This window comes from Chryseobacterium vietnamense (assembly GCF_031454475.1).
GTDB classification, from domain to species: Bacteria; Bacteroidota; Bacteroidia; order Flavobacteriales; family Weeksellaceae; genus Chryseobacterium; species Chryseobacterium vietnamense.
In genome coordinates, this window is the sequence record NZ_JAVDQX010000006.1 from 51844 (window position 1) to 72972 (window position 21129).

A 21129-nucleotide genomic window follows, 5' to 3' on the forward strand; every position below is an offset into this window, starting at 1 on the left:
AATCTAAACGTCTATTTAATTTATTTTTAAAGATCAACAGGATAATACTGCTGATTAAAAGAATATTAAGTCTTATTGCGAAATAAACTGAAGCAAATCTTTTAAAAACTGTTCGTCCACTTTTCCTTTTGTTTCATAATCTTTTGGAGATGGCTTACCGGAACCGGCAATGAATAAGTGGCTTAATGCAGGATACAACTTAAATACGGCTGTCTTATCATTTTTTAATGTTTCTTTCCAAAGATTAAAATCTTTTTCAGTCACCTGATAATCTCTTCCTCCTTGTGCAAAAAACATGGGAGCTTTTACTTTTTTAACCTCGTTAAGCTGATTGTAATCTTTTAAATATTTCCAGTAGGCAGCAGATTGTCCCAAAGGAAGTTCTGATGATGGTGAGCTTACATTAAATTTAGATGAATTTAAAAATGCTACCTGTTTTTTTACTTCCTGAACAGCCTCAGCAGGTACTTTAGCCGGATCTAAAGAATGAAGGTACTCATACTGCTCCACCAATATATCCTGTAATGGTCTTGCATTTCCAGCCATAAAAATATATTTCGAAACCTGAGCTTTTTCTGCAATTTTCGGCATCATATATGCTCCCTGACTGTGTCCCAGAAAGATAATCTGATAGCCTTTATAATCAGTATTATTTTTAAAATAAAGAGCTGCGTTTACGGCATCATTAATGGTTTCCTCCTCTACAGTAGATTTTTCATTAAATGTCTCAGGATAAGAATAGGTTCTTTTATCATATCGGTAGGAAGCAATTCCGTTGGCTAAAAGGTATTCTGCTATGTCTTTAAACGGCTTGTTTTCCCCAATGGTTTCGTCTCTGTCATGCGCTCCGGAACCGTGAACGAAAATCACCAGTCTCTTTTTATTATTGGAAGGTGGAACCAAAAGCGTCCCATTAAGTTCAACGGCATCACTCTTTATTTTGAGTTCTGTTTTATCATCTCTTTTTTCAAATGTTTTATGCGGAACTAAAAAGAAGCCCAGCATTTTATTATTGTCTCCAAAAGTTAGTTGAATATCCAGTTTTTCTTTTTCAAATTCAGAATAGTAATAATAGATATTTCCTTCATTATTTACTTCAAGGATATTTTTTAAACCTCCAACCTGGCCCTGAAGCTGCTCTGGAATGGCTTTAAGCTGATCCACAGGAATTTGTCCGGCTACGGAAGGATCGAAATAAGAGTGTGCTTTCTCCGCATTTTTATCTACAAGCAAAGCTTTAATGAAAGCATTTCCGATTTCTTTTCTGTCCTGGGAAAATGATAACAGAGCGTGTACAGTAAATAATAAGGTTAAAAGTTTTTTCATAATCAATTATTTATAAACCACATCATAAAATGATAGTGGCGTCATCATTATGGTGACAAATATCGCAATAATTACAAGAGCCAACTGGGTGATATGGTATATTTTTTCTTTTTCTTCGTCGCTGATTTCAAAAGTAAACTTTATTTTATCCGGTCTTCTGATGATCAGCCAGATAAAAATAAGTACAGCTAAATTCATCAGTACAGGAAACACTACAAATATTTTACTTCCATCAATATCTTTCATATTTCCGTACCCGTGAATAGGGATAATGTCAGGAATTGAACTATAAACTGTACACAAGTATACTGAATGGCAGATGATAATAACAAAGGGAATGCAAAACAGCAGTTTTATATATCTGGGGATCATTTCAGTTTCTTTAAAGTTTTCTTCAGGTATTTTTCAACATTTTTTCTGTCGGGAACCGTCGTTATTTCTTTAGCCAAAGCTTTCTCAAATTCAATTTTCGCGTTTGAATATTCTTTTTTGCTAAAATAGTATTTTCCGGATTGATAATAGACCAGCCAAAAATCAGGGTTCATAGCCTTATAGGATTGGATGACATCATCTGTCAACAACGTCTTTTTATCGTCAGCTGCTTCAGTGATTTCTTTACCATACATTTTGGACAGTTCATAGTTTTGAAATTCTTCAGAGTCGGCAAATGGATCTCTTGCAATATTCAAATCTGTTTTAGCCAGCAGACTTTGTGATAATGGCTTACCGGAAAAAATCTCATTAAGGTCATAACAAACAAATTCTCCCAGCTGATAAGGATTGGAAGAAACCCAAACCAATTTTTTCTGAGGTGAAAATATAACGGCATGGTGAGCCAATAGCTGATTAAGTGCTTTTTCATTTCCATAACCGATACTTTGATCTTTCAGGCCGGATTTATTTCTTAAAATAGAAGCCATCTTTTCCGGAGTAATTTTTTTTTCTTCCTGCAAAAGCTCCTGAAGTTTTTCATAACGGTATTCTGAGTGGCTTTCTTCAATCTGTTTCTGATTCCTTTTGTCATCTTTATAAGCTTCAGACTGGAAATGATTGGTACAAAGTACTCTGCTTACATTTTGTACTCTGTATACCCCGAAATTCTTAGGTGAAACTTCAATAATAACTGCATTTTTATCAGCCGCACTTCCTACAAGGATAGATTCTGAAACAAATACCTTTCTTTTTTGAGCAATGGCAATGGCTTCTTCTATATTTTTAGCATACTGTAAAATCTCTCTTGTAACAAGGGAAATAGGAGTCTTTGCCGTTAAAGGAATTTTTGATTTCCCGGCGTTAATCGTCACTGTAATTCCTTCTTTATTCATTCCGGACACTACACCAATCATTCCGGGCCAGCTTACTGACATGTATGGAATTCCTTCTTCGGGCTGCACAAATTCTACCAACTTATTTTTAGCAAAATCATCGCCCACATAAAAATCAAAATTTCTTCCTATCAACAAATCTCCATCTTCAGTATTTTCATTCCATACCGCAAGAGAGGTACAGCCTACCATAGCAAGATCCTGCATTGCATGTCCTATATCATGAGCTCCGTGCAGATAAAGGTTTCTTAAATATTTAGGCGCAATAAAATCATACTGATCAGATGAATACTGTGACAAGCCATATAATTCTGCCTGATAGTCTTCTCTTACATTGAGGTACATTTTTCTGTTGTACCATTTTAAAAAGCCTCTCAGCAGTCCTTGTTTGAATTTTGATGGTACAAAACTTTCCACTTTTGAAAAGAAAATACCTTCCTGCTTCTGCATTAAGCTTTGGGTCAATGCACCACTATTATATCCCAGCTGCAGCGGATTTCCTTTAATATAAAGTTCCCAGAGCTGCTGTTTGTTTTTGGTAAGATAATTCTGATTGTAACTAAAAGTACTGTCATTGATCTGGTTTACTTTCGGGATCTCCAGAGCATATTGCTTTACCTCAGGAATATGTTTGATAGACTTTGAGATTCCACAGGATGTGAGGAAAACACAAAAAGTGAGATAAAGAAAAATTCTTTTGTAAGATGAATATATGGTTTTAGTTTTTTTCACGTTAGTTTTTATTAATCATTTGGGTCAGCCGCATGTCTATCGTTTCTTTTCCAATAATTTCGGCACAGGTATTAAAAGCTCCGATCGTAACGCCTAAGATCCCATGCATATTCACGGATTGTCCGGTAAGAAAAAGATTGTCAATTTTGGTACGGGGAGAAACCATGGTTTTAAGAGGGTTTTCCGAGCTTTTCATGTATCCGTACATATTTCCTTCACAATTCCCGATATAGTCCCTGTAGGATAACGGAGAAGAAGTATATATGGTTTTAATGGCATGCCTTATATTCGGAATTTTCTTTTCCAGAACGTCAAGCATTTTTTCCGTTTTTTCAAGCTTAAATCTTTCATAGGCATTTCCTCTTTCATGCTCATCGGCAACAGTATTGAATGTATTTTCCCATTCTTTAACCTCATCAAAATCCATGTAAGATATTGCAGTGAGACTTTCGGCAAATTCAGGATGGTGCTTTGAAGGTGTGGAAGAAAGCATATAGGTTTCCGGCCACGCTTCTTTTCGGTACCGGAATGCATTCCAGACCAGATCTTCTGATGAATAGTGATATCTGTTGTAATTAAAATTCGGAAGATACTGAGGTTTTAAAACAAGATAAATACTAAAGCACGATGAAACCGGCTTCCAGCTCAGCACCCTGTTCAGAAAGGATTTCTTAAGTCTTTCCTCTCCGATAAGCTTAATAGTAGAACGGATTTCTATATTTGAAATAAACTGTTTGGCAGTATATTCTTTTCCTGTTTTTGTTTTTACGGAGACCAGTGTATTATTTTCATTAAAAACAAATTCGGAAACTTCCGAGTGCTTGTGGACCTCTGCTCCATATTCCCGAAGTTTTCTGATTAAAAGTTTAGAGATCTGGCTTCCTCCTTTCACACATTTGTAAGCGCTTTGGATATAAGAATTTACCGTCAAAGCATGTACATAAAAAGGAACATTCCCGGAATCTCCGGCATATAAAAAATTCGAACCCAGTAAAACCGACTGAAGCCTTTTATTCTGAGTAACAGATTCAATGAATCTTTTGGTGTTAAGATGGAGGATTTCTTCGTTGTAATTATCTTTTCCCACCACATGATACCTTGGAAACTGGCTGCATACGTATTGAATTTCTTCACAGTAATTTTCAAGGTTTTCTTTTTCTTCAGGAAAATACTTTGAAAGCTGTTCTACAAAATTCTGGTAGCCCTGAGCATGCGGATATTCTATTTCATCCTCTCCGAAACTGATTCTGTCATAGCCGTCTTCATCCATCAGCTGAAGTTCAAGATCATCCATGATTTCAAGATAGGAAAAGAACTGGTTTAGATTCTGCCCCTGGGATAACCCTCCAAGATAATGGACTCCGGTATCAAAAATCAGTTTGTCACGTGAAAAGGTCTGTAAATTTCCTCCGTATTGATTATTTTTCTCGAGAACGCACACTTTCAGACCTTCTTTCGCTAAAATAAGAGCTGAAACAAGACCTCCCAATCCGCTGCCGATTACAAGTATGTCGTATGCTTTCTTCAAAAGAGAATGTGCTTTTAATAATTAAGAAACAGGAATTTAAGATATTTAAAGCTTATTTCAGTAAAGTAAGCATAGAAATTTTATCGGTTCTCTTAAATCACGGTACATCTTAATGGTTTTTAGTTTTTATTCGTTTTTATGGGATAAAAATAGAAAAATTAATCAACATCATCCCAAAAATCAAAATAATTAAACCATTGAAGCGGGTATTTTTTAACCATGGTTTCAAGATTGTCAACATAAGACTGTAAAAGCCCCTGTGAATCACGATTCTTTATATTCTGTGCCACTCTTGCATACAGATGGTAATGAAGATTATTCTCTTTCATCACATAAACATATACTACCGGAACACCTAATCTAGAAGCGATCAAAAACGGACCAGCAGGAAATTTCGCACTTTTTCCCAGCAGTTTGGCTTCCAGGTATTTGGAACCTTCAAAATAACGGTCTCCGGTAAAGCAGATCAGTTCATTATTGGACAAAGCCTGATTGATTTCAAAGATATGAGACATGTCTTCTTTTACATAGATGAACTTGATATTGCTCTTTTTTACAGCAACACTTTCCAGATATTCTTTGATTACGGTAACTTCCTGATCGGTGGTCACAAGATTGATCTGACATTCAAAATCAATATCTGCAAAGAAATGTTCCGCAATCTCAAAATTACCGATATGGGCACTGATCAGTACGCCACCTTTTTTAGCGGCTAAAAGATCTCTCAGATTCTCAATACCGTCAAATTCATAGGTATATTTTTCTCTGAGCCCGGCAGAAATTGCAGTTTTATCAATCAGAACTTTTCCGAAAGTAAAGTAGCTTTTAAAGATAGAAGCTTTGGATTTCCAGTATCCGTAGTTCAGTCTTTTTTGAAAATAATAACGGATATATTGGTTACTTTTCTTCTGAAACAGTGAATAATAGGCTGCGACAAAATACAGCACCCCATATGAACTTCTGATCCCGATATTTCTAATACACCAAACGAATATCCTGTATCCGAGTACTGTTCCTTTAGATTTACCTTTCCACTTGTTCATATATAGAATTTAATATAGCAGAGAACCAATGTAATAATATCTTTTTTAAGTGTCCATTACCGGATCACCGTGATATTATTACATTGGCTCATTTTTATAGAATAAAGATTTACTCAATAACTATGCGTTTTTTTCAGCAATCTTGTTTTCAATCGTTGTATAGAAATCATCAAATGTTACCATTTTTTTGAAATCTGCTTCTCCTAATTTCACCCCGAAATTGGATTCAATCACGACTACCATGTCGATATAATCCAGGCTGTCTAAGCCCAGTGTATTTTTAAGGTTGGCATCATTACTGATTTCGTCTCCGTCTACCTCGAATTCGTTTACCAGAAAATCATTAACGATAGCAACAATTTTTTCCCTTTCCATGTTTTTAATCAAATTTTTTAACTATTAGTGCAGAATTGGTTCCCCCAAACCCAAAAGAATTTGACAAAAATACATCAATTTTTTGATTTTTTGTTTTTGCGACTAAATTTATCTTTTGTGCTTCACTATCAGGGTTTTCCAGATTAATATTGGGAGCAACAAAATTGTTCTGCATCATCAGAATGGAGTAGATCACTTCACTTGCACCTGCCATCCAGCACTCATGTCCGGTCATAGATTTGGTAGAACTTACCGGAACTTCGCTGCCAAAGATCTCATAAATGGCTTTTGCCTCATTCGCATCCCCAATCGGAGTAGAAGTAGCATGAGCATTGATATAATCGATATCTGAAGCTTTTAATCCTGATTGTTTTAATGCCCTGTCCATTGCCAGAGCCGGTCCATCTACATTGGGTGTTGAAATGTGACCTCCGTTTGAAGAGAAACCATACCCGATAATTTCTGCGATGATAGGTGCTCCTCTTCTTTGTGCAGATTCTAAGCTTTCAACAATCAGACTGGCTGCTCCACCGCTTGGAATCAATCCGTCTCTTTCTGCATCGAAAGGCCTGGATGCCTTTGCAGGCTCATCTTCTCTGGCTGAGAATACTCCCAGTCCGTCAAAGCTCGCCATGGAATATTTATTGGTCTCCTGAGCTCCGCCGCAGATAATCATTTCCTGAAAACCATTTTTAATCATCATATAAGCCAGTCCCAATGAATGGGAACCGCTTGCACATGCTGCACTTATGGTAAGATTGATTCCTTTCAGTTTAAAAATCGTAGAAAGGTTCATCGTTACCGTTGAATTCATTGATTTGAAGATCGCTCCAGATCCCATCAATGTTGTATCTTTCTTTTCCCTTGCAATATCAATAGATTCTACGACTGCCTGGGAAACGCTGTCATTTCCGTATAAAATCCCCACTTCATGAGCATCTAAGAACTCTTCGTCCAGATTTGCCTGTTTTAAAGCATCCATAGTCGCAAGATAAGCGTACTCACTTTCTTCTCCCATGCTGACACGCTGGCGTCTGTTTAGAAGGTTTTTCAGATCGGGTTTCGGAACTACTCCTGTAAGGCCGGACCTGAAACCAAATTCTTTTCTGTCCTGGTCTAAAACAATACCCGATTTTCCTTGATATAGGGATTCCCTGACCTCTTCTAAAGACGTCCCGATGCAGGAATAAATTCCCATTCCGGTAATTACAACCCTATTTTCCATGTTATGAATAAATTCCTCCGTTAATATTAATCACTTCTCCTGTAATGTAGGAAGATTTTTTAGATGCTAAAAATGCTACAAGATCCGCCACTTCTTCTGCTTCTCCGAATCTGTTGGCAGGAATCATTGCTTTCAGTTCGTCTTCATTGAATTCCTGAGTCATATCTGTTTTGATAAAACCAGGCGCTACGGCATTTACGGTAACATTTCTTTTAGCAACTTCCTGGGCAAGAGCTTTTGTAGCGCCTACCAATGCACCTTTTGCAGCGGAATAATTCGTCTGCCCGGCTGTTCCTTTTACTCCGGATACAGAAACCATATTGATAATTCTTCCGTATTTGTTACGAAGCAGCTTTTGGATAAAGAAATTGGTTACATTGAAGAATCCGTCAAGACTTGTATTGATCACACTGTTCCAGTCTTCTTTCTGCATCCACATAAAAAGACCGTCTCTTGTGATTCCGGCATTGTTAACGATCACTTCTACCACGGCATCAGGATTTCCCTCCTGCCATTCCGTTAAAACCGCTTGTGTTTCTTCGGTATTTCCTACATCAAATTTAAGGATTTCTCCGGTAGCACCCAATTCTTTCACTTTAGCCAAGGTTTCGTTGGCTGCCGTTTCGTTTGAAGCGTAGTTGATAAGGATGTGATAGTTTTTCTCTTCAGCCAGTTTTATACAGATTGCTCTCCCGATTCCTCTGGAGCCACCTGTTACAATTGCACATTTCATGCGTTAGTGTTTATATCGTTTTTAGTTTTTTTAGTTGATGTTGGATGCTTCTCTTTAAAAGACAATTCACGGCAACCAATAGTTACATTCCTTTCAGATATTTCTTTACTTCCTCCAGATACGGATACATGACCATATCGTCTGAGAAAGCAGGAATAATTTTTCTGATTTCGTCATACAGCTCTTTTGTAGATGATGAAACCTTATCCTGAAATCCAAGATATTCAACAGCCTGGATGATTGTAATAGCTTCAATGGCCAATACTTCAAAGGCATTTTCAATGACTTTTCTACAGATCACGGCAGCGTTTGTTCCCATACTAACGATGTCCTGATTATCATTATTGTTTGGAATACTGTGAACATACATAGAGTTTGACAGCATCTGACTTTCTGCCGTAGTAGAAGTTGCCGTAAACTGTACGCCCTGCATCCCGAAATTGAAACCTAATTTACCTAAATTCACAAAAGGAGGCAAAATTTCATTGATTTTAGCATTCAGAAGATAGTTCAGCTGTCTTTCTGCAAGCATGGTCAGTTTAGTTACCACAATTTTAAGCTTGTCCATTTCCAGAGAGATATAATCGCCATGGAAGTTTCCTCCGTGGTAAACATGCTGATCTTTAACATTGATAATCGGGTTGTCATTGGCAGAATTGATCTCATTTTCAAGAACTTTTTCTGTATATTCCAATGTATCCAATACCGGACCTAAAATCTGAGGAACACATCGTAAAGAATAATATTCCTGAACTTTTTCTTTGAATACTTTTTCCTGTTCTTCAAAATGAGTATAAAGATGATCTTCTCTTTTTCTGATCAGCTTACTGTCTGCCAGGTGAGCACGCATTCTTTCTGCCACTTTCTGCTGGCCGTAATGTTTTTTTGTTCCGTTCAGTGCTTCTGACAGGTGATCATCATAAGCCTGAACAATCTCATTGATCGCACACGAAAGTCTAAGGGAAATATCTGTAAGCTGATTCGCTTTATAAGCGTTCACAATACCGATTCCTGACATTACGGAAGTTCCGTTCATCAAAGCAAGTCCTTCACGAATTTCTACTTTTATCGGTGCTAATCCTTCGATTTCAAAAACTTCTTTGGTAGATTTTCTTTCACCTTTATAAAAAACTTCTCCTTCTCCAATCAATACCAAAGCCAGGTGGGCCAGCTGAACAAGGTCACCGCTTGCTCCTACCCCTCCATGTTCAAAGATCAGTGGAGTAATATCTCTGTTGATCAGCTCCTGAAGAAGGTAGATCACAGACTGGTGCACCCCTGAATTACCTAATGACAAGGTATTCAGTCTTGCCAGCATACATGCTTTTACTTCTTCTGCAGGCAGAGGATTCCCGATACCTGAAGAATGACTTCTGATCAGGTTATACTGAAGCTGGTGTGTATCTTCATCACTGATTTTAAATTGAGCCATAGGCCCGAAACCTGTGTTCACACCATATATTACTTTATTTTTTGAAAACTCTTTTAAAAACTGAAAACTTTTATCCACTCTTGATAAAAGGGATTCATCCAGTTCTATTTTTTCATTCTCAATGATAATTTTTTGAAAGTCTTTCAGTTCTAAAAAGTTATTTATTTTCATCAATTAAAAGTAATAGTTGATAATTTTGTAAAATATTAATTATTTGTCACTAATTTTGCGGCAAAGATAAAAGTTATTATTAAAATAAAAAATCAAAGATGAGCAAAGAATTTGTTGACGTTCTTGTAATCGGAGCCGGACCTTCCGGATGCGTGTCTTCTTCGTACTTAAAGAATAATAACGTCAGCGTAAAAGTAGTCGAAAAGACAAAATTCCCCAGACTGGTAGTCGGAGAAAGCTTAATCCCAAGGGTAATGGATCACTTTGATGAGGCCGGACTTTTCCCTGCATTAGACAAAATGGGCTTTGAAAAAAAGCTTGGGGCACGTTTCCTTCGTGGTGATGAGGTCTGCATTTTTGATTTCAGCAACAAATTCGGGGAAGGCTGGGACTGGACCTGGCAGGTTCCGAGAGCCGATTTTGATAATACTCTTGCTCAGGAAGTCATTAATAAAGGGGTGGATCTTGAATTTGAGACTGAAGTTATCGACATACAATTTGACGGAACAGATTCTGTAACTACAGTAAAAACGAAAGATGGAGAAACGAAAGAGATCCATGCTAAGTTCGTTATTGATTCCAGCGGCTATGGAAGAGTACTTCCCCGTCTGCTGGACCTTGAAAAACCTTCAAAACTTTCCCCTCACTCTGCAATTTTCTCTCATGTAGACGATATCAACAGGGAGCCGGGCGAAGAAGGAACTTTAATTTCTTTTGACATCATTGAAACAGAAGTATGGCTTTGGGTAATTCCTTTTTCCAACGGAAATACAAGTTTAGGAATTGTAGGCCCTACTGAATATATTGATAAATTATCTGAAAACGGAGATACAACAGAAGCTTTGAGAAAAGCTATTTCTCTTTCTGATTATTATGTAAAACGTTTTGGGGATGTAGAATTCCTTTTTGAACCAAGACATCTGAAAGATTACTCTTGCTCGGTAAAAAGTTTATTCGGAGACGGATTTGCTTTAACGGGGAATGCATCAGAATTCCTTGACCCGGTTTTCTCTTCAGGAATGGCTTTTGCCACAGAATCCGGAATGCTGGCCGCAAAACTGGCATTAAGACAATTAAACGGAGAAAAAATCAACTGGCAGAAGGAATACACGGATTATATTTTATATGGTGTTGACGTTTTTACAACCTATGTAAAAGAGTGGTATACCGGAAATCTTCAGGAATTATTCTTCCACCAACCGGAAAACCCGGATGTAAAGAAAAAGATCTGTGCTGTTTTAGCCGGATATGTCTGGAATAAAGACAATCCTTTTGTAAAAAAGCATGATACCGCGATTAAAAATCTTGCCAACCTGATCAAATCAGAAAAACAGGAACAGCAAAATCAAGCATAAAAAAACGGTCTGAAAATCCAGACCGTTTTTTGTTTTATTTTAAAGCATCCTTAATAGCTTTTCCTAATTCTTTTCCCGTTTTCTCATATGCTGCAGATATTCTTCCGTATTCCATACGATAGCTGCCTTTACTTCCTATCCCTTCAATCTTATCACCTTGAACTTTAGCTAATACTTTAGATGGGTTTTCAGTTTCAACAAATATCAGCTCTGAGGATAATTTAGCAGGCTGTGTTACAAATCCTGTCCATCCGGCATAAATCCACTTTGTATCCAGTATTAAGGTGTACTTTGCCGAAGCACCTTTACTGAATTTTATTTTTTTCGCTTTACCGTTTATTCCTTCAATAAACTTATCAAAAAAAACAGATTCTTTATGCTTTTGCCACTCTTCATCCCATTCTTTCCAGGATTCCCCGCCTTTCTTAGCTAACGTCTCAGTCTTTCTCCTTTCAAGATATTGGGCTTCGGTATAATTATCTGCCTGAAAAAGAGGATTTTCAAATTTAAACTGAACATTTACCTCAGTCTGATCTTTCAGAAAATCAAAATTTCCAGATTCAATATTAATTTTATTTTGAGCAAAGCTCGTGGTTGTGATTGCTAAAAAAAGCAGCAAAAATAATTTTTTCATATGGTATTAGCTTTTTATTTTAAGAGTCCAAAGATATTATAAAAGGAAGTTTCTATTGACTCTTTATTTTTTAATTTTATCTTAAATCTATAAAAGTAATTGGCTTTCTGCTGTTTGGATGAAAGACAGTTTTAGACAAAATGTCGAATGCTATAATTTCAATTTTCGGACTTACTCTTAATTTTGCACGGAAGTGGTCTCTTACTTCATTTACAAACCCTTCGTGTTCCGCTTCAGTACTTAGTTTGATAATAATTTCGTCAAGCCCGATTTCGTTAGCCTGAATCACGATCTGGTAACATAAGATATTGTTGAAATCATTTAAAATATCATTCATAGCCGGCGGATACAGTGTTGTCCCTTTATATTTGATCATCTGTTGTTTCCTTCCTACTACAGGTCCTAACCTCATCGTATTTCTTCCGCACTGACATGGTTCATAATGAGCTTTTACAAGATCTCCGGTTTTAAACCTCAACAAAGGAATAGCTTCAACACCCAATGTTGTAATGGTAAGTTCACCACTTTCTCCTTGTTTTACAGGGTTCCCTTCGTCATCCAGGATTTCTGTAATGATCAGTTCAGGATGGTGATGTCCTCCGATCTGGAATTCACATTCTGTGAAAGCAGTGCTCATTTCAGTAGAAGCATAGGTGGAAAATAGTTTGATGTCCCATTTTTCCTTGATCTTCTGTGAAAGAATATTATCTGTAAAATCCTGATTTTTAATACTTTCACCAATACACACAGCCCCATACACACTGGAATTTTTATAATCTAGCCCATATTTTTCGGCATAATCAATCATTTTCAGCAGAAAAGAAGGTACGGTGATCAAATATTTGGGTTTGTATCTGAATATAGAATCCCACTGCAGTTCCGGAATTCCAGGACCCATTCTCACCACACTCGCACCCATTTTTCTTAAACCCAGAAAATAAGCAAGCCCAGCCATAAACCGTTTATCTATGGTGGTAATCATCTGAACGACATCTCCTTTCTGAATTCCTGCACAGGCGAACGATATCGCTTCATTATATGCAAGCCTTTCAAGATCACTATCTGACAATCCGAAAGTAACCGGATCTCCCAATGTTCCGGAAGTGGTACTGTAATCAACAATTTTATCAGGTGTTATACAGAAAAAATCATGATTATACTGCTGGAGATCATTCTTTGTAGTGGTAGGAATCTTCTGAAGATCTTCCAACGTACGGATGTCTGCAATATTGATATTATTTTCTTTGAACAGTTTCTGATAAAAGGGTGAATGAGTTTCAAGATAGATCAAAAGCTCACGAAGTTTTTCTTCCTGAAATATTTTGATTTCCTGAATTCCTGCTTTCTCGATTGACGGATGAAATTCCAATGATTTTAATTTTTAAAAAGCAAATTTATTTAAAATTACAAGACTGAAAGATTAAAAACATTAAAAGATTATCTATCTCCGAAAGGTAAAAGTTTGTGTGTTTGTATTTCCGGCAGTATTGATTGTGGTTACTTTTAAAGTGTGAGCCCCTGATCCTTTAAGACATTTTTCATCAAAAGCGTAGACAAAATTGTCTTTTACCCGCGCAAAACGAAGCCATTTCCCATCAAGCTCAGCCCGGAATGAAATAATATCTCCTACGTTTGTTGCTCCTTTTAAGAGTAAAGAACTGCTGTTCACCAATGCTCCTTCTGCCCAGCCTGATGAAACAGATGGAAGACTATTGTCTGTCAATAATTTCGCTGTACCCAATCTATTAAATTTTCCTTCTGCCCAATCACCATTCCATTTTACTTTGACAACGGTTTTATCGCTGCCATAATCAAGAAGAATAACAGCTTTATCTTTTTCTGCACTGGTTAATTTTCTATTCGGTTTTATTTTCAAAGTATATTCATCCTGAACGGGAATATATGGATTCTGCAAAACAATAGCATTTGAAGCTGCGTTTGGATTTGTATCCGGTTTTTCATATGCATTGAAATTGACGGCATCATAAACAGCATTTTTACTGAAACTGATCTCTGCACTTTCAGTGGTAACTGTTTTTCCTTCGTTAGCCATTATCGTTTTTGCCGTAGAAGGTATTTTTTCTGATGTTTTGCTTAACTGAATTTTTGTTGTTAACCGACTTGTATTTCCCTTTGTATCTTTCAGGACTATTTCCATGTTATGAATCTGTTCATCCTGCAGATTGATTATCCCGGTTAGGTTTGGAAGGCTATAATTCTGAAGTTTCATTCCCGGCAAATCGGATAAATGCTGAATTCCCATTTTATCTCTGATGAACTTGGGATAATCTATACAACCGTTGATGTATCGGGTATCATCATAATGGATTTTATCAATTTTAAAACTGTAAATCAACTTTCCATCCATTAATAAATCTGCATTATAAATCCCAAGATTAAATCCTTGATTGGCCTTATCTACTGCCTTAATACCAAAACTTATTTCCGGAGAATTAACCTGAATGAGATTCGCAGTATAGACATTCCCTGCTTTTTTCACTGCAGTTCCGTCCGCACCAGGTTCGTAGGTACTGAAACGGCGGTCATACCAATATAACCCGCTAATAATCGGTGCTATGGTATCCGGAATTGAAAAACCGAAAAGTAATGGATTGAGACATTCTTCAGTTTTGGTATCTCTTATTTCGAAGTGCAGATGCGGGCCCGCTGATCCTCCGGTGTTTCCACTCAGTGCAATCTGTTGTCCTTTCTCCACCGGAAACTGCCCGGGTTGAAAAGTGATGTCCTGTTCCCACTTTTCATCTTTGTATTGTCTCTCCTTTACATATTCATCAAGTTTACTGAAGTATCTGTTCAAATGGGCATAGACTGTGGTATAGCCGTTGGGATGAGTGATATAGACAGCATTTCCAAATCCGTACCGCTCTACTTTTATCCTGCTGACATAACCTTCTGCAGCTGCAATAACAGGCAGATTTTCCTGGCTATTGGTTCTCAGATCCAGCCCCATGTGAAAATGATTTGTACGGATCGCACCAAAATTAGCAGCCAGCTGCATGGGAATGTTGAGTGGATTTCTGAAATAATTCTGAGGGTAATTTTGAGCGTATGTGATGATATTATTAATGAAACAAATAATAAGCACCAGTTTGGAGAAGATTTTCATACAGCATTTGGGTTTAGGTCTATTTAAATATACGAATTTTCAGTAACCGTATATGTATTTTTACTCAAAGTTTGAGATGGTTTATTTTTAACCACAAATCACACGGATTTGCGCAGATGTTTATGCTTTAGATTCAAAAAATACTTTTTAGTTTCGGCTAAAGCCGATGGATAAGGAGTAATCATGTGGGCTAAAGCCCACTCCTATTGAATATTTTCGTGAATTTTCACATAAAAGTTGTCACTAAAAATTCACTTATTCACTATTCACCATTCACTTTCTCCCACTTTCTTTATTATATTTCTGAAATTGAACTTTTTAATAGATGATATCAAAATAAAACATATATTATAAACCGACAAATTTTAGTAAATTTGCAGACTTAATTAATCAACGATATTGAGATATTTACAATGAGCCAATTTAAAGAATACAAAAACCTCAACCTTATTGACGTAGCAGAGAATGTAGCGGAATTTTGGAAACAAAATAAAACTTTCAATAAGAGTGTTGAGATTCGTCAGGGAAATCCTGAGTTTGTTTTTTATGAAGGTCCGCCTTCAGCAAACGGTATGCCTGGAATTCACCACGTAATGGCAAGAGCATTGAAGGATATTTTCTGCCGTTACCAGACTCAAAACGGAAAGCAGGTTTTCCGTAAAGCAGGCTGGGATACGCATGGTCTTCCTGTGGAACTGGGTGTAGAAAAAGAGTTAGGAATCACGAAAGAAGATATTGGCAAAAAAATCTCTATTGAAGACTATAACAAAGCTTGTCGTGAAGCAGTAATGCGTTATACCGATGTATGGAATAACCTTACGGAGAAAATCGGATATTGGGTAGACCTTGATGATCCGTACATCACGTATAAGTCAAAATATATGGAAACCGTTTGGTGGTTATTGAAGCAATTGTATAGCAAAGATTTGTTGTACAAAGGTTACACGATCCAGCCTTACTCACCGAAAGCAGGAACAGGACTTTCTTCTCACGAGCTGAATCAGCCCGGAACGTATCGTGATGTTTCGGACACAACGGTTGTTGCTCAGTTTAAAGTAAAGAAAGACTCTTCAGCATTGTTCAATGATGTTGACGGAGATGTACATATCCTTGCATGGACAACGACTCCATGGACGCTTCCATCCAATACTGCTCTTACAGTAGGTAGAGATATTGAATATGTTGTAGTGAAAACCTTCAATCAATATACCTTTGAACCTGTAACAGTAGTTTTATCAAGTGTTCTTTTACCTAAGGTTTTCGGTAAAAAATACGCAGAGGGTACAGATGAGGATTTTGCCAACTATACTCCGGAAACGAAAGTAATTCCTTTCAAGATTTTAAAAGAGTTTACAGGTGAAAAACTTGTTGATACAAGATATGAGCAGTTAGTTCCATGGTTTACGCCAAATGACAACCCTGAAAATGCATTCAGAGTAATCTTAGGAGATTTCGTAACGACTGAGGACGGTACAGGTATCGTTCACACAGCGCCTACTTTTGGTGCGGATGATGCGAGAGTTTCTAAAATGGCTCAGCCTGAGATCCCGCCAATGTTGGTAAAAGATGAAAATGATAATCTTGTCCCATTGGTAGATTTACAAGGAAAATTCATCAAGGGAGAAAATGTTCCTGCGGTATTTTCAGGAACTTATATTAAAAATGAATACTACGATGAAGGAACTGCTCCTGAGAAATCATGGGATGTAGAACTTGCTATCTTATTGAAAACGGAGAACAAGGCTTTCAAAGTAGAAAAATATGTCCACTCCTATCCACACTGCTGGAGAACAGATAAGCCGGTATTGTACTACCCTCTTGATTCCTGGTTTGTGAAAATGACTGCTGTAAAAGACAGACTGGTTAATTTGAACAAAGACATCAACTGGAAGCCAAAAGCTACCGGAGAAGGACGTTTTGCCAACTGGTTGGAGAATGTAAACGACTGGAATCTTTCCCGTTCAAGATATTGGGGTATTCCGTTGCCAATCTGGAGAACTGAAGATCTGAAAGAAGAAAAAATCATCGGTTCTGTAGAAGAATTATATAACGAGATCGAAAAATCAATTGCAGCCGGACTGATGACTGAAAACCCTTTCAAAGGTTTCATCATCGGAAATATGTCTGAGTCTAACTATGAGCTTGTGGATCTTCACAAAAATGTAGTAGATAAAGTGGTATTGGTTTCTGATTCAGGAAAAGCAATGAGACGTGAAAGTGACTTGATCGACGTTTGGTTCGATTCAGGGTCTATGCCTTATGCACAGTTGCATTATCCTTTCGAAAACAAAGAATTAATCGACAACAATAAAGCATTCCCTGCTGATTTCATCGCAGAAGGTGTTGACCAGACACGTGGATGGTTCTATACGCTTCACGCTATCGGAACGGCTGTGTTTGATTCAGTTGCTTATAAAAATGTAATGAGTAACGGTCTTGTTCTGGACAAGAACGGACAAAAAATGTCAAAACGTTTAGGAAATGCAGTAGATCCGTTCGAAACACTTGCTGTATACGGACCGGATGCTACACGTTGGTATATGATCTCCAATGCAAACCCATGGGAAAACCTGAAGTTTGACATTGAAGGTATTGACGAAGTAAGGAGAAAGTTCTTCGGAACATTGTATAATACCTATTCATTCTTTGCTTTATATGCGAATGTTGACGGCTTCAACTATTCAGAAAAAGAGGTGGAAAACCGTCCGGAAATCGACAGATGGATCCTTTCTGAGCTTAATCTTCTGATCAAAGAAGTGAAAGCGTTCTATGAAGACTATGAGCCGACAAGAGTAGCAAGAGCGATCAGCAACTTCGTGAATGACAACTTAAGTAACTGGTATGTAAGATTGTGCAGAAGACGTTTCTGGAAAGGAGATTATTCTGATGACAAGATCTCTGCTTACCAGACTCTATACACTTGTCTTGAAGTAGTGGCAAAATTATCTGCTCCAATTGCTCCGTTCTTTATGGATCAGTTATATCAGGACCTGAACAAAGTAACAGGTAAAGAAAACTGTGAATCTGTGCACCTTACAGACTTCCCGGTAGCTGATGAAAGCTTAATCGATCAGGATCTGGTTGAAAAAACGCATTTAGCACAGAACATTACAAGTATGGTTTTCTCTTTGAGAAAAAAAGAAAATGTAAAAGTTCGTCAGCCGTTACAAAAAGTATTGGTTCCTGTATTGGATTCTAAAGCAGAAGAGCAGATTCTTGCTGTGGCAGACCTCATCAAGCAGGAAGTAAACGTGAAAGAATTACAGTTGATTAATGCTGAAGAAGCATCTCACTTAATTATAAAACAGATAAAACCTAACTTCAAAGCTCTTGGTCCTAAATTAGGAAAAGACATGAAAGTGGTAGGTGCTGAGATTGCAAATCTTACTACAGAACAGATTGCCGGTCTTGAAAAAGAAGGGAAACTAGATGTTCAGGGATACGAGATCACTCTTGATGATGTAGAAATTTCTACAAAAGATATCCCGGGATGGACAGTTACTTCTGATGGAAAAACAACTGTGGCATTAGATTTGACGTTAACCGATGAGCTAAAATCTGAAGGTATCGCAAGAGAATTCATCAACAGAATTCAAAACCTGCGAAAAGATAAAGACTTTGAACTGACAGACAGAATTTCAATCACATTAGAAGAAAGTTCTCCTTTCCTGAATGAGATTAAGAAAAATGAGGAATATATTTCTTCTGAAGTCTTGTCAAATAAAATAGAAATTGTATCTTCACTTTCAAATTTTAACGAAATCGAAATAGATGAGGTTAATTTTAAGATAAATGTTGAAAAAAATTAACATGTAGTTATTATATTTCAAATTCCATTTCATAATTTTATTAAAAAAGAGAAAGAATATGTCAGACGAAAGAGTTAGATACAGCGATGCTGATTTACAGGAATTTAAAGCGATCATTAAAGAAAAAATAGAAAAAGCAGAAAAAGATCTTCAGCTTATCAGAGAAAGTTTTATCAATGACCAGAATAATGGTACTGATGATACCTCTCCTACTTTCAAGGCTTTTGAGGAAGGAGCAGAAACGCTGAGCAAAGAACAGAATTCTATTTTGGCAGGAAGACAGGAAAAATTCGTGCGTGATCTTAAAAATGCTTTGATCAGAATCGAAAATAAAACGTACGGTGTTTGCAGAGTAACAGGAAAACTGATTCCTAAGGAAAGACTTTTAGCCGTTCCTCACGCTACGTTGAGCATCGAGGCGAAAAACATGCAAAAATAACCGTAAGGTTTGTAAAATAACATTGGGTTTATATTGTATTTACGGATACTTTATAAACCTAATTTTTAATGTATACCCATGAGCGAATTAGTAATTTTGGGAGTTATCATCACTTTAGTTGTGTTATTTTTCAACAGAGAATGGATCAAAAACAGATTTTTTCCTGATCAGCAGAAAAATTACACCATTGATGATCAATTCAATTCTGATAAACGTGAACGGGAGAAAGAAATCGACAGACTTTTGAGTAAGATGGGCAAAAATGGAGTCAATGATCTGTCTGAGAAAGACAGGAAAAGACTTGATGAGCTGTCCAAAATGTAAAAAATAAAATATAAGAAATGGAATCTATCATAGTACATCCTAAAAATTCTATGGAGCTGAGTGCACTGAAAAGTGTCCTGAAGGAAATGAACATTAAATTTGAAAAAGCTCATGTTAAGAGCTCATTCAATGGACAGAAAGTGGTCAAGAAAGCAAGCGATAACAAAAATATAAAGCCGGCATCAAAGCCCTCAAAACCTAAAGGACAGTAATGAAAAAGATCTTAGCAATAACATTTTTAGTGTTGTTCATTGACCAGGCTTCAAAAATTTATATCAAAACTCATTTTGAACTGAATGAGAGTATTCCTGTCATCAATGGTTTCTTTAACAAAACTTTTGTTGAAAACCCTGGAATGGCCTATGGATTTCACTTCGGAGGAATCATCGGGAAGTATTTTCTGGTCATCCTGAGAGTTTTCCTGATCGGCGGAATGATATACATGTTCAGAAAATGGTTGAAAGATGGAGCTTCTAATTATCTTTTAGTTCCAATGGCGATCATTTTTGCGGGCGCTATCGGAAACCTTATTGACGGAATGTTCTATGGAATGATCTTCGACAGCGGAACTGTTTATGATGCCAGCACTGACCGATGGATTGGTTATGGCGGGATTTCCAAACTTGTTCCTTTCGGACATGGATACTCTACCTTTATGAAAGGATGTGTAGTAGATATGCTTCATTTTCCTGTGGTAGACTGGTACGTTCCTGAAAGCTGGCCTTTAATTGGCGGAAAACATATTGAGTTCTTCAAATATATTTTCAATGTTGCCGATTCTGCGATCACGGTGGGAGCTGCATTCTTACTAATATTCAGAAAAAAAGCTTTCCCGAACGGTCTGGAGTTTTAAACGATCTATTTTCAGATGAAAAAAATAATCAAAAATATTTTTAAATTTTTCCTGCTTCTTATGATTGCAGGAATTATTTTTATTGCCTGGACGAATTACAGCATCAAAAGTGACAGTGCACCATTTATTTCCTACAATATCAGTGATGTCCCGGAATCAAAAACGGCATTATTACTGGGAACCGGAAAACTTCTGAGTAATGGTACTCCAAATGCTTATTTCTACAACAGAATTAAAGCTGCTGCCGATTTATACAAAAGCGGAAAAATTCAATACATCATCGTTAGTGGTGATAACAGTACCAAAGATTATAATGAGCCTGAAGATATGCAGCTTGCCCTGATGCAGGAGGGAATTCCACAGGATAAAATTATTTTAGACCATGCCGGATTCAGAACACTGGATTCTGTGGTAAGAGCAAAAGATATTTTCAGCCAGACAAAGCTGATCATCATCTCTCAGAAATTCCACAATGAAAGAGCTGTTTTTTTGGCCAGAAAAAACGGTATGGAAGCCTTTGGATATAATGCAGCAGATGTGAATAAGTATGCGGGCTTAAAGACCAATTTGAGAGAGTATTTTGCGAAAGCCAAAGCGTATTGGGATCTTCTTTTTGGTGTGGAACCGAAATTTGGAGGAGAGAAGATTGTTATTCCTTAATGTTTTTCCCACGGATTACACAGATTTTCACGGATGAT

Annotated in this window: 19 protein-coding genes; 7 read left to right on the forward strand and 12 right to left on the reverse strand. The window is 37.0% G+C overall.

Annotated features, from left to right (window positions below):
• Nucleotides 1-72 precede the first annotated feature (72 nt).
• The 9 genes from J2786_RS20015 to flxA all read right to left on the reverse strand — a co-directional run bounded on the left by J2786_RS20015 (nucleotide 73) and on the right by flxA (nucleotide 9890).
• Entirely contained in the window at nucleotides 73-1326 is a 1254-nt protein-coding gene (locus tag J2786_RS20015; RefSeq protein WP_310026503.1) for an alpha/beta hydrolase, read from the reverse strand.
• A 6-nt stretch (nucleotides 1327-1332) separates the two neighbouring features.
• Nucleotides 1333-1572, reverse strand: a complete 240-nt coding sequence (locus tag J2786_RS20020) for a hypothetical protein (RefSeq protein WP_142018824.1) — start codon at nucleotides 1570-1572, stop codon at nucleotides 1333-1335.
• A 122-nt stretch (nucleotides 1573-1694) separates the two neighbouring features.
• Nucleotides 1695-3383 (reverse strand): C45 family autoproteolytic acyltransferase/hydrolase, encoded by a 1689-nt coding sequence (locus tag J2786_RS20025; protein WP_156121369.1) that lies wholly within the window; start codon nucleotides 3381-3383, stop codon nucleotides 1695-1697.
• 1 nt (nucleotide 3384) lies between these two features.
• A complete protein-coding gene (locus J2786_RS20030) occupies nucleotides 3385-4911 on the reverse strand; it encodes a phytoene desaturase family protein (protein WP_047428979.1) in 1527 nt (508 codons plus the stop codon).
• 158 nt (nucleotides 4912-5069) lie between these two features.
• On the reverse strand, nucleotides 5070-5954 hold the full coding sequence (locus tag J2786_RS20035; protein WP_047428977.1) for a lysophospholipid acyltransferase family protein: 885 nt from the start codon (nucleotides 5952-5954) through the stop codon (nucleotides 5070-5072).
• A gap of 120 nt (nucleotides 5955-6074) precedes the next feature.
• Nucleotides 6075-6329, reverse strand: coding sequence for an acyl carrier protein (locus tag J2786_RS20040; protein WP_047377388.1), 255 nt, complete (start codon nucleotides 6327-6329; stop codon nucleotides 6075-6077).
• A 4-nt stretch (nucleotides 6330-6333) separates the two neighbouring features.
• Nucleotides 6334-7554: a beta-ketoacyl-[acyl-carrier-protein] synthase family protein gene (locus J2786_RS20045; protein WP_047428974.1), complete on the reverse strand. Its 1221-nt coding sequence runs from the start codon at nucleotides 7552-7554 to the stop codon at nucleotides 6334-6336.
• A 1-nt stretch (nucleotide 7555) separates the two neighbouring features.
• Nucleotides 7556-8287: a flexirubin biosynthesis SDR family reductase FlxB gene (flxB, locus tag J2786_RS20050; protein WP_047428973.1), complete on the reverse strand. Its 732-nt coding sequence runs from the start codon at nucleotides 8285-8287 to the stop codon at nucleotides 7556-7558.
• A gap of 82 nt (nucleotides 8288-8369) precedes the next feature.
• The gene (gene flxA / locus J2786_RS20055) at nucleotides 8370-9890 is read right to left on the reverse strand and encodes a flexirubin biosynthesis tyrosine ammonia-lyase FlxA (protein WP_047428972.1); all 1521 of its coding nucleotides are present in this window, start codon (nucleotides 9888-9890) and stop codon (nucleotides 8370-8372) included.
• Between the two features lie 98 nt (nucleotides 9891-9988).
• Here flxA and J2786_RS20060 point away from each other — a divergent pair, with 98 nt between their 5' ends.
• A complete protein-coding gene (locus J2786_RS20060) occupies nucleotides 9989-11245 on the forward strand; it encodes an NAD(P)/FAD-dependent oxidoreductase (RefSeq protein ID WP_047428971.1) in 1257 nt (418 codons plus the stop codon).
• A 34-nt stretch (nucleotides 11246-11279) separates the two neighbouring features.
• Here the strand turns inward: J2786_RS20060 and J2786_RS20065 are convergent, their stop codons facing one another.
• The 3 genes from J2786_RS20065 to J2786_RS20075 all read right to left on the reverse strand — a co-directional run bounded on the left by J2786_RS20065 (nucleotide 11280) and on the right by J2786_RS20075 (nucleotide 15006).
• Nucleotides 11280-11879 carry a hypothetical protein gene (locus tag J2786_RS20065; protein ID WP_047428969.1) on the reverse strand — a complete coding sequence of 200 codons (600 nt, stop codon included), beginning with the start codon at nucleotides 11877-11879 and terminating at the stop codon, nucleotides 11280-11282.
• A 76-nt stretch (nucleotides 11880-11955) separates the two neighbouring features.
• Complete coding sequence (gene flxY, locus J2786_RS20070; protein WP_047428968.1) at nucleotides 11956-13248, reverse strand: flexirubin biosynthesis putative acyl-CoA ligase FlxY; 1293 nt, start codon at nucleotides 13246-13248, stop codon at nucleotides 11956-11958.
• 72 nt (nucleotides 13249-13320) lie between these two features.
• The gene (locus tag J2786_RS20075) at nucleotides 13321-15006 is read right to left on the reverse strand and encodes a M23 family metallopeptidase (protein ID WP_047428966.1); all 1686 of its coding nucleotides are present in this window, start codon (nucleotides 15004-15006) and stop codon (nucleotides 13321-13323) included.
• A gap of 413 nt (nucleotides 15007-15419) precedes the next feature.
• Here J2786_RS20075 and ileS point away from each other — a divergent pair, with 413 nt between their 5' ends.
• From ileS to J2786_RS20105, 6 genes are all read left to right on the forward strand, one after another.
• On the forward strand, nucleotides 15420-18815 hold the full coding sequence (gene ileS / locus J2786_RS20080; protein WP_047428963.1) for an isoleucine--tRNA ligase: 3396 nt from the start codon (nucleotides 15420-15422) through the stop codon (nucleotides 18813-18815).
• Nucleotides 18816-18873: 58 nt separating this feature from the next.
• Nucleotides 18874-19254: a TraR/DksA family transcriptional regulator gene (locus J2786_RS20085; RefSeq protein ID WP_002983772.1), complete on the forward strand. Its 381-nt coding sequence runs from the start codon at nucleotides 18874-18876 to the stop codon at nucleotides 19252-19254.
• A gap of 78 nt (nucleotides 19255-19332) precedes the next feature.
• Entirely contained in the window at nucleotides 19333-19578 is a 246-nt protein-coding gene (locus J2786_RS20090; RefSeq protein WP_047428961.1) for a DUF6576 domain-containing protein, read from the forward strand.
• A 17-nt stretch (nucleotides 19579-19595) separates the two neighbouring features.
• A complete protein-coding gene (locus J2786_RS20095; protein WP_047428959.1) occupies nucleotides 19596-19790 on the forward strand; it encodes a DUF2683 family protein in 195 nt (64 codons plus the stop codon).
• On the forward strand, nucleotides 19790-20431 hold the full coding sequence (locus J2786_RS20100) for a lipoprotein signal peptidase (RefSeq protein WP_047428957.1): 642 nt from the start codon (nucleotides 19790-19792) through the stop codon (nucleotides 20429-20431). Before J2786_RS20095 ends, J2786_RS20100 begins: the two co-directional genes overlap by 1 nt.
• Before the next feature lie 15 nt (nucleotides 20432-20446).
• On the forward strand, nucleotides 20447-21091 hold the full coding sequence (locus J2786_RS20105; RefSeq protein ID WP_047428955.1) for a SanA/YdcF family protein: 645 nt from the start codon (nucleotides 20447-20449) through the stop codon (nucleotides 21089-21091).
• Nucleotides 21092-21129 lie beyond the last annotated feature (38 nt).

Coding starts and splice junctions, on each gene's coding strand:
- J2786_RS20015 (WP_310026503.1), bottom strand. CDS start 1,326: ATGAAAAAACTTTTAACCTTATTATTTACTGTACACGCTCTGTTATCA.
- J2786_RS20020 (WP_142018824.1), bottom strand. CDS start 1,572: ATGAAAGATATTGATGGAAGTAAAATATTTGTAGTGTTTCCTGTACTG.
- J2786_RS20035 (WP_047428977.1), bottom strand. CDS start 5,954: ATGAACAAGTGGAAAGGTAAATCTAAAGGAACAGTACTCGGATACAGG.
- J2786_RS20040 (WP_047377388.1), bottom strand. CDS start 6,329: ATGGAAAGGGAAAAAATTGTTGCTATCGTTAATGATTTTCTGGTAAAC.
- J2786_RS20045 (WP_047428974.1), bottom strand. CDS start 7,554: ATGGAAAATAGGGTTGTAATTACCGGAATGGGAATTTATTCCTGCATC.
- flxB (WP_047428973.1), bottom strand. CDS start 8,287: ATGAAATGTGCAATTGTAACAGGTGGCTCCAGAGGAATCGGGAGAGCA.
- flxA (WP_047428972.1), bottom strand. CDS start 9,890: ATGAAAATAAATAACTTTTTAGAACTGAAAGACTTTCAAAAAATTATC.
- J2786_RS20060 (WP_047428971.1), top strand. CDS start 9,989: ATGAGCAAAGAATTTGTTGACGTTCTTGTAATCGGAGCCGGACCTTCC.
- J2786_RS20065 (WP_047428969.1), bottom strand. CDS start 11,879: ATGAAAAAATTATTTTTGCTGCTTTTTTTAGCAATCACAACCACGAGC.
- J2786_RS20075 (WP_047428966.1), bottom strand. CDS start 15,006: ATGAAAATCTTCTCCAAACTGGTGCTTATTATTTGTTTCATTAATAAT.
- ileS (WP_047428963.1), top strand. CDS start 15,420: ATGAGCCAATTTAAAGAATACAAAAACCTCAACCTTATTGACGTAGCA.
- J2786_RS20085 (WP_002983772.1), top strand. CDS start 18,874: ATGTCAGACGAAAGAGTTAGATACAGCGATGCTGATTTACAGGAATTT.
- J2786_RS20090 (WP_047428961.1), top strand. CDS start 19,333: ATGAGCGAATTAGTAATTTTGGGAGTTATCATCACTTTAGTTGTGTTA.
- J2786_RS20095 (WP_047428959.1), top strand. CDS start 19,596: ATGGAATCTATCATAGTACATCCTAAAAATTCTATGGAGCTGAGTGCA.
- J2786_RS20100 (WP_047428957.1), top strand. CDS start 19,790: ATGAAAAAGATCTTAGCAATAACATTTTTAGTGTTGTTCATTGACCAG.
- J2786_RS20105 (WP_047428955.1), top strand. CDS start 20,447: ATGAAAAAAATAATCAAAAATATTTTTAAATTTTTCCTGCTTCTTATG.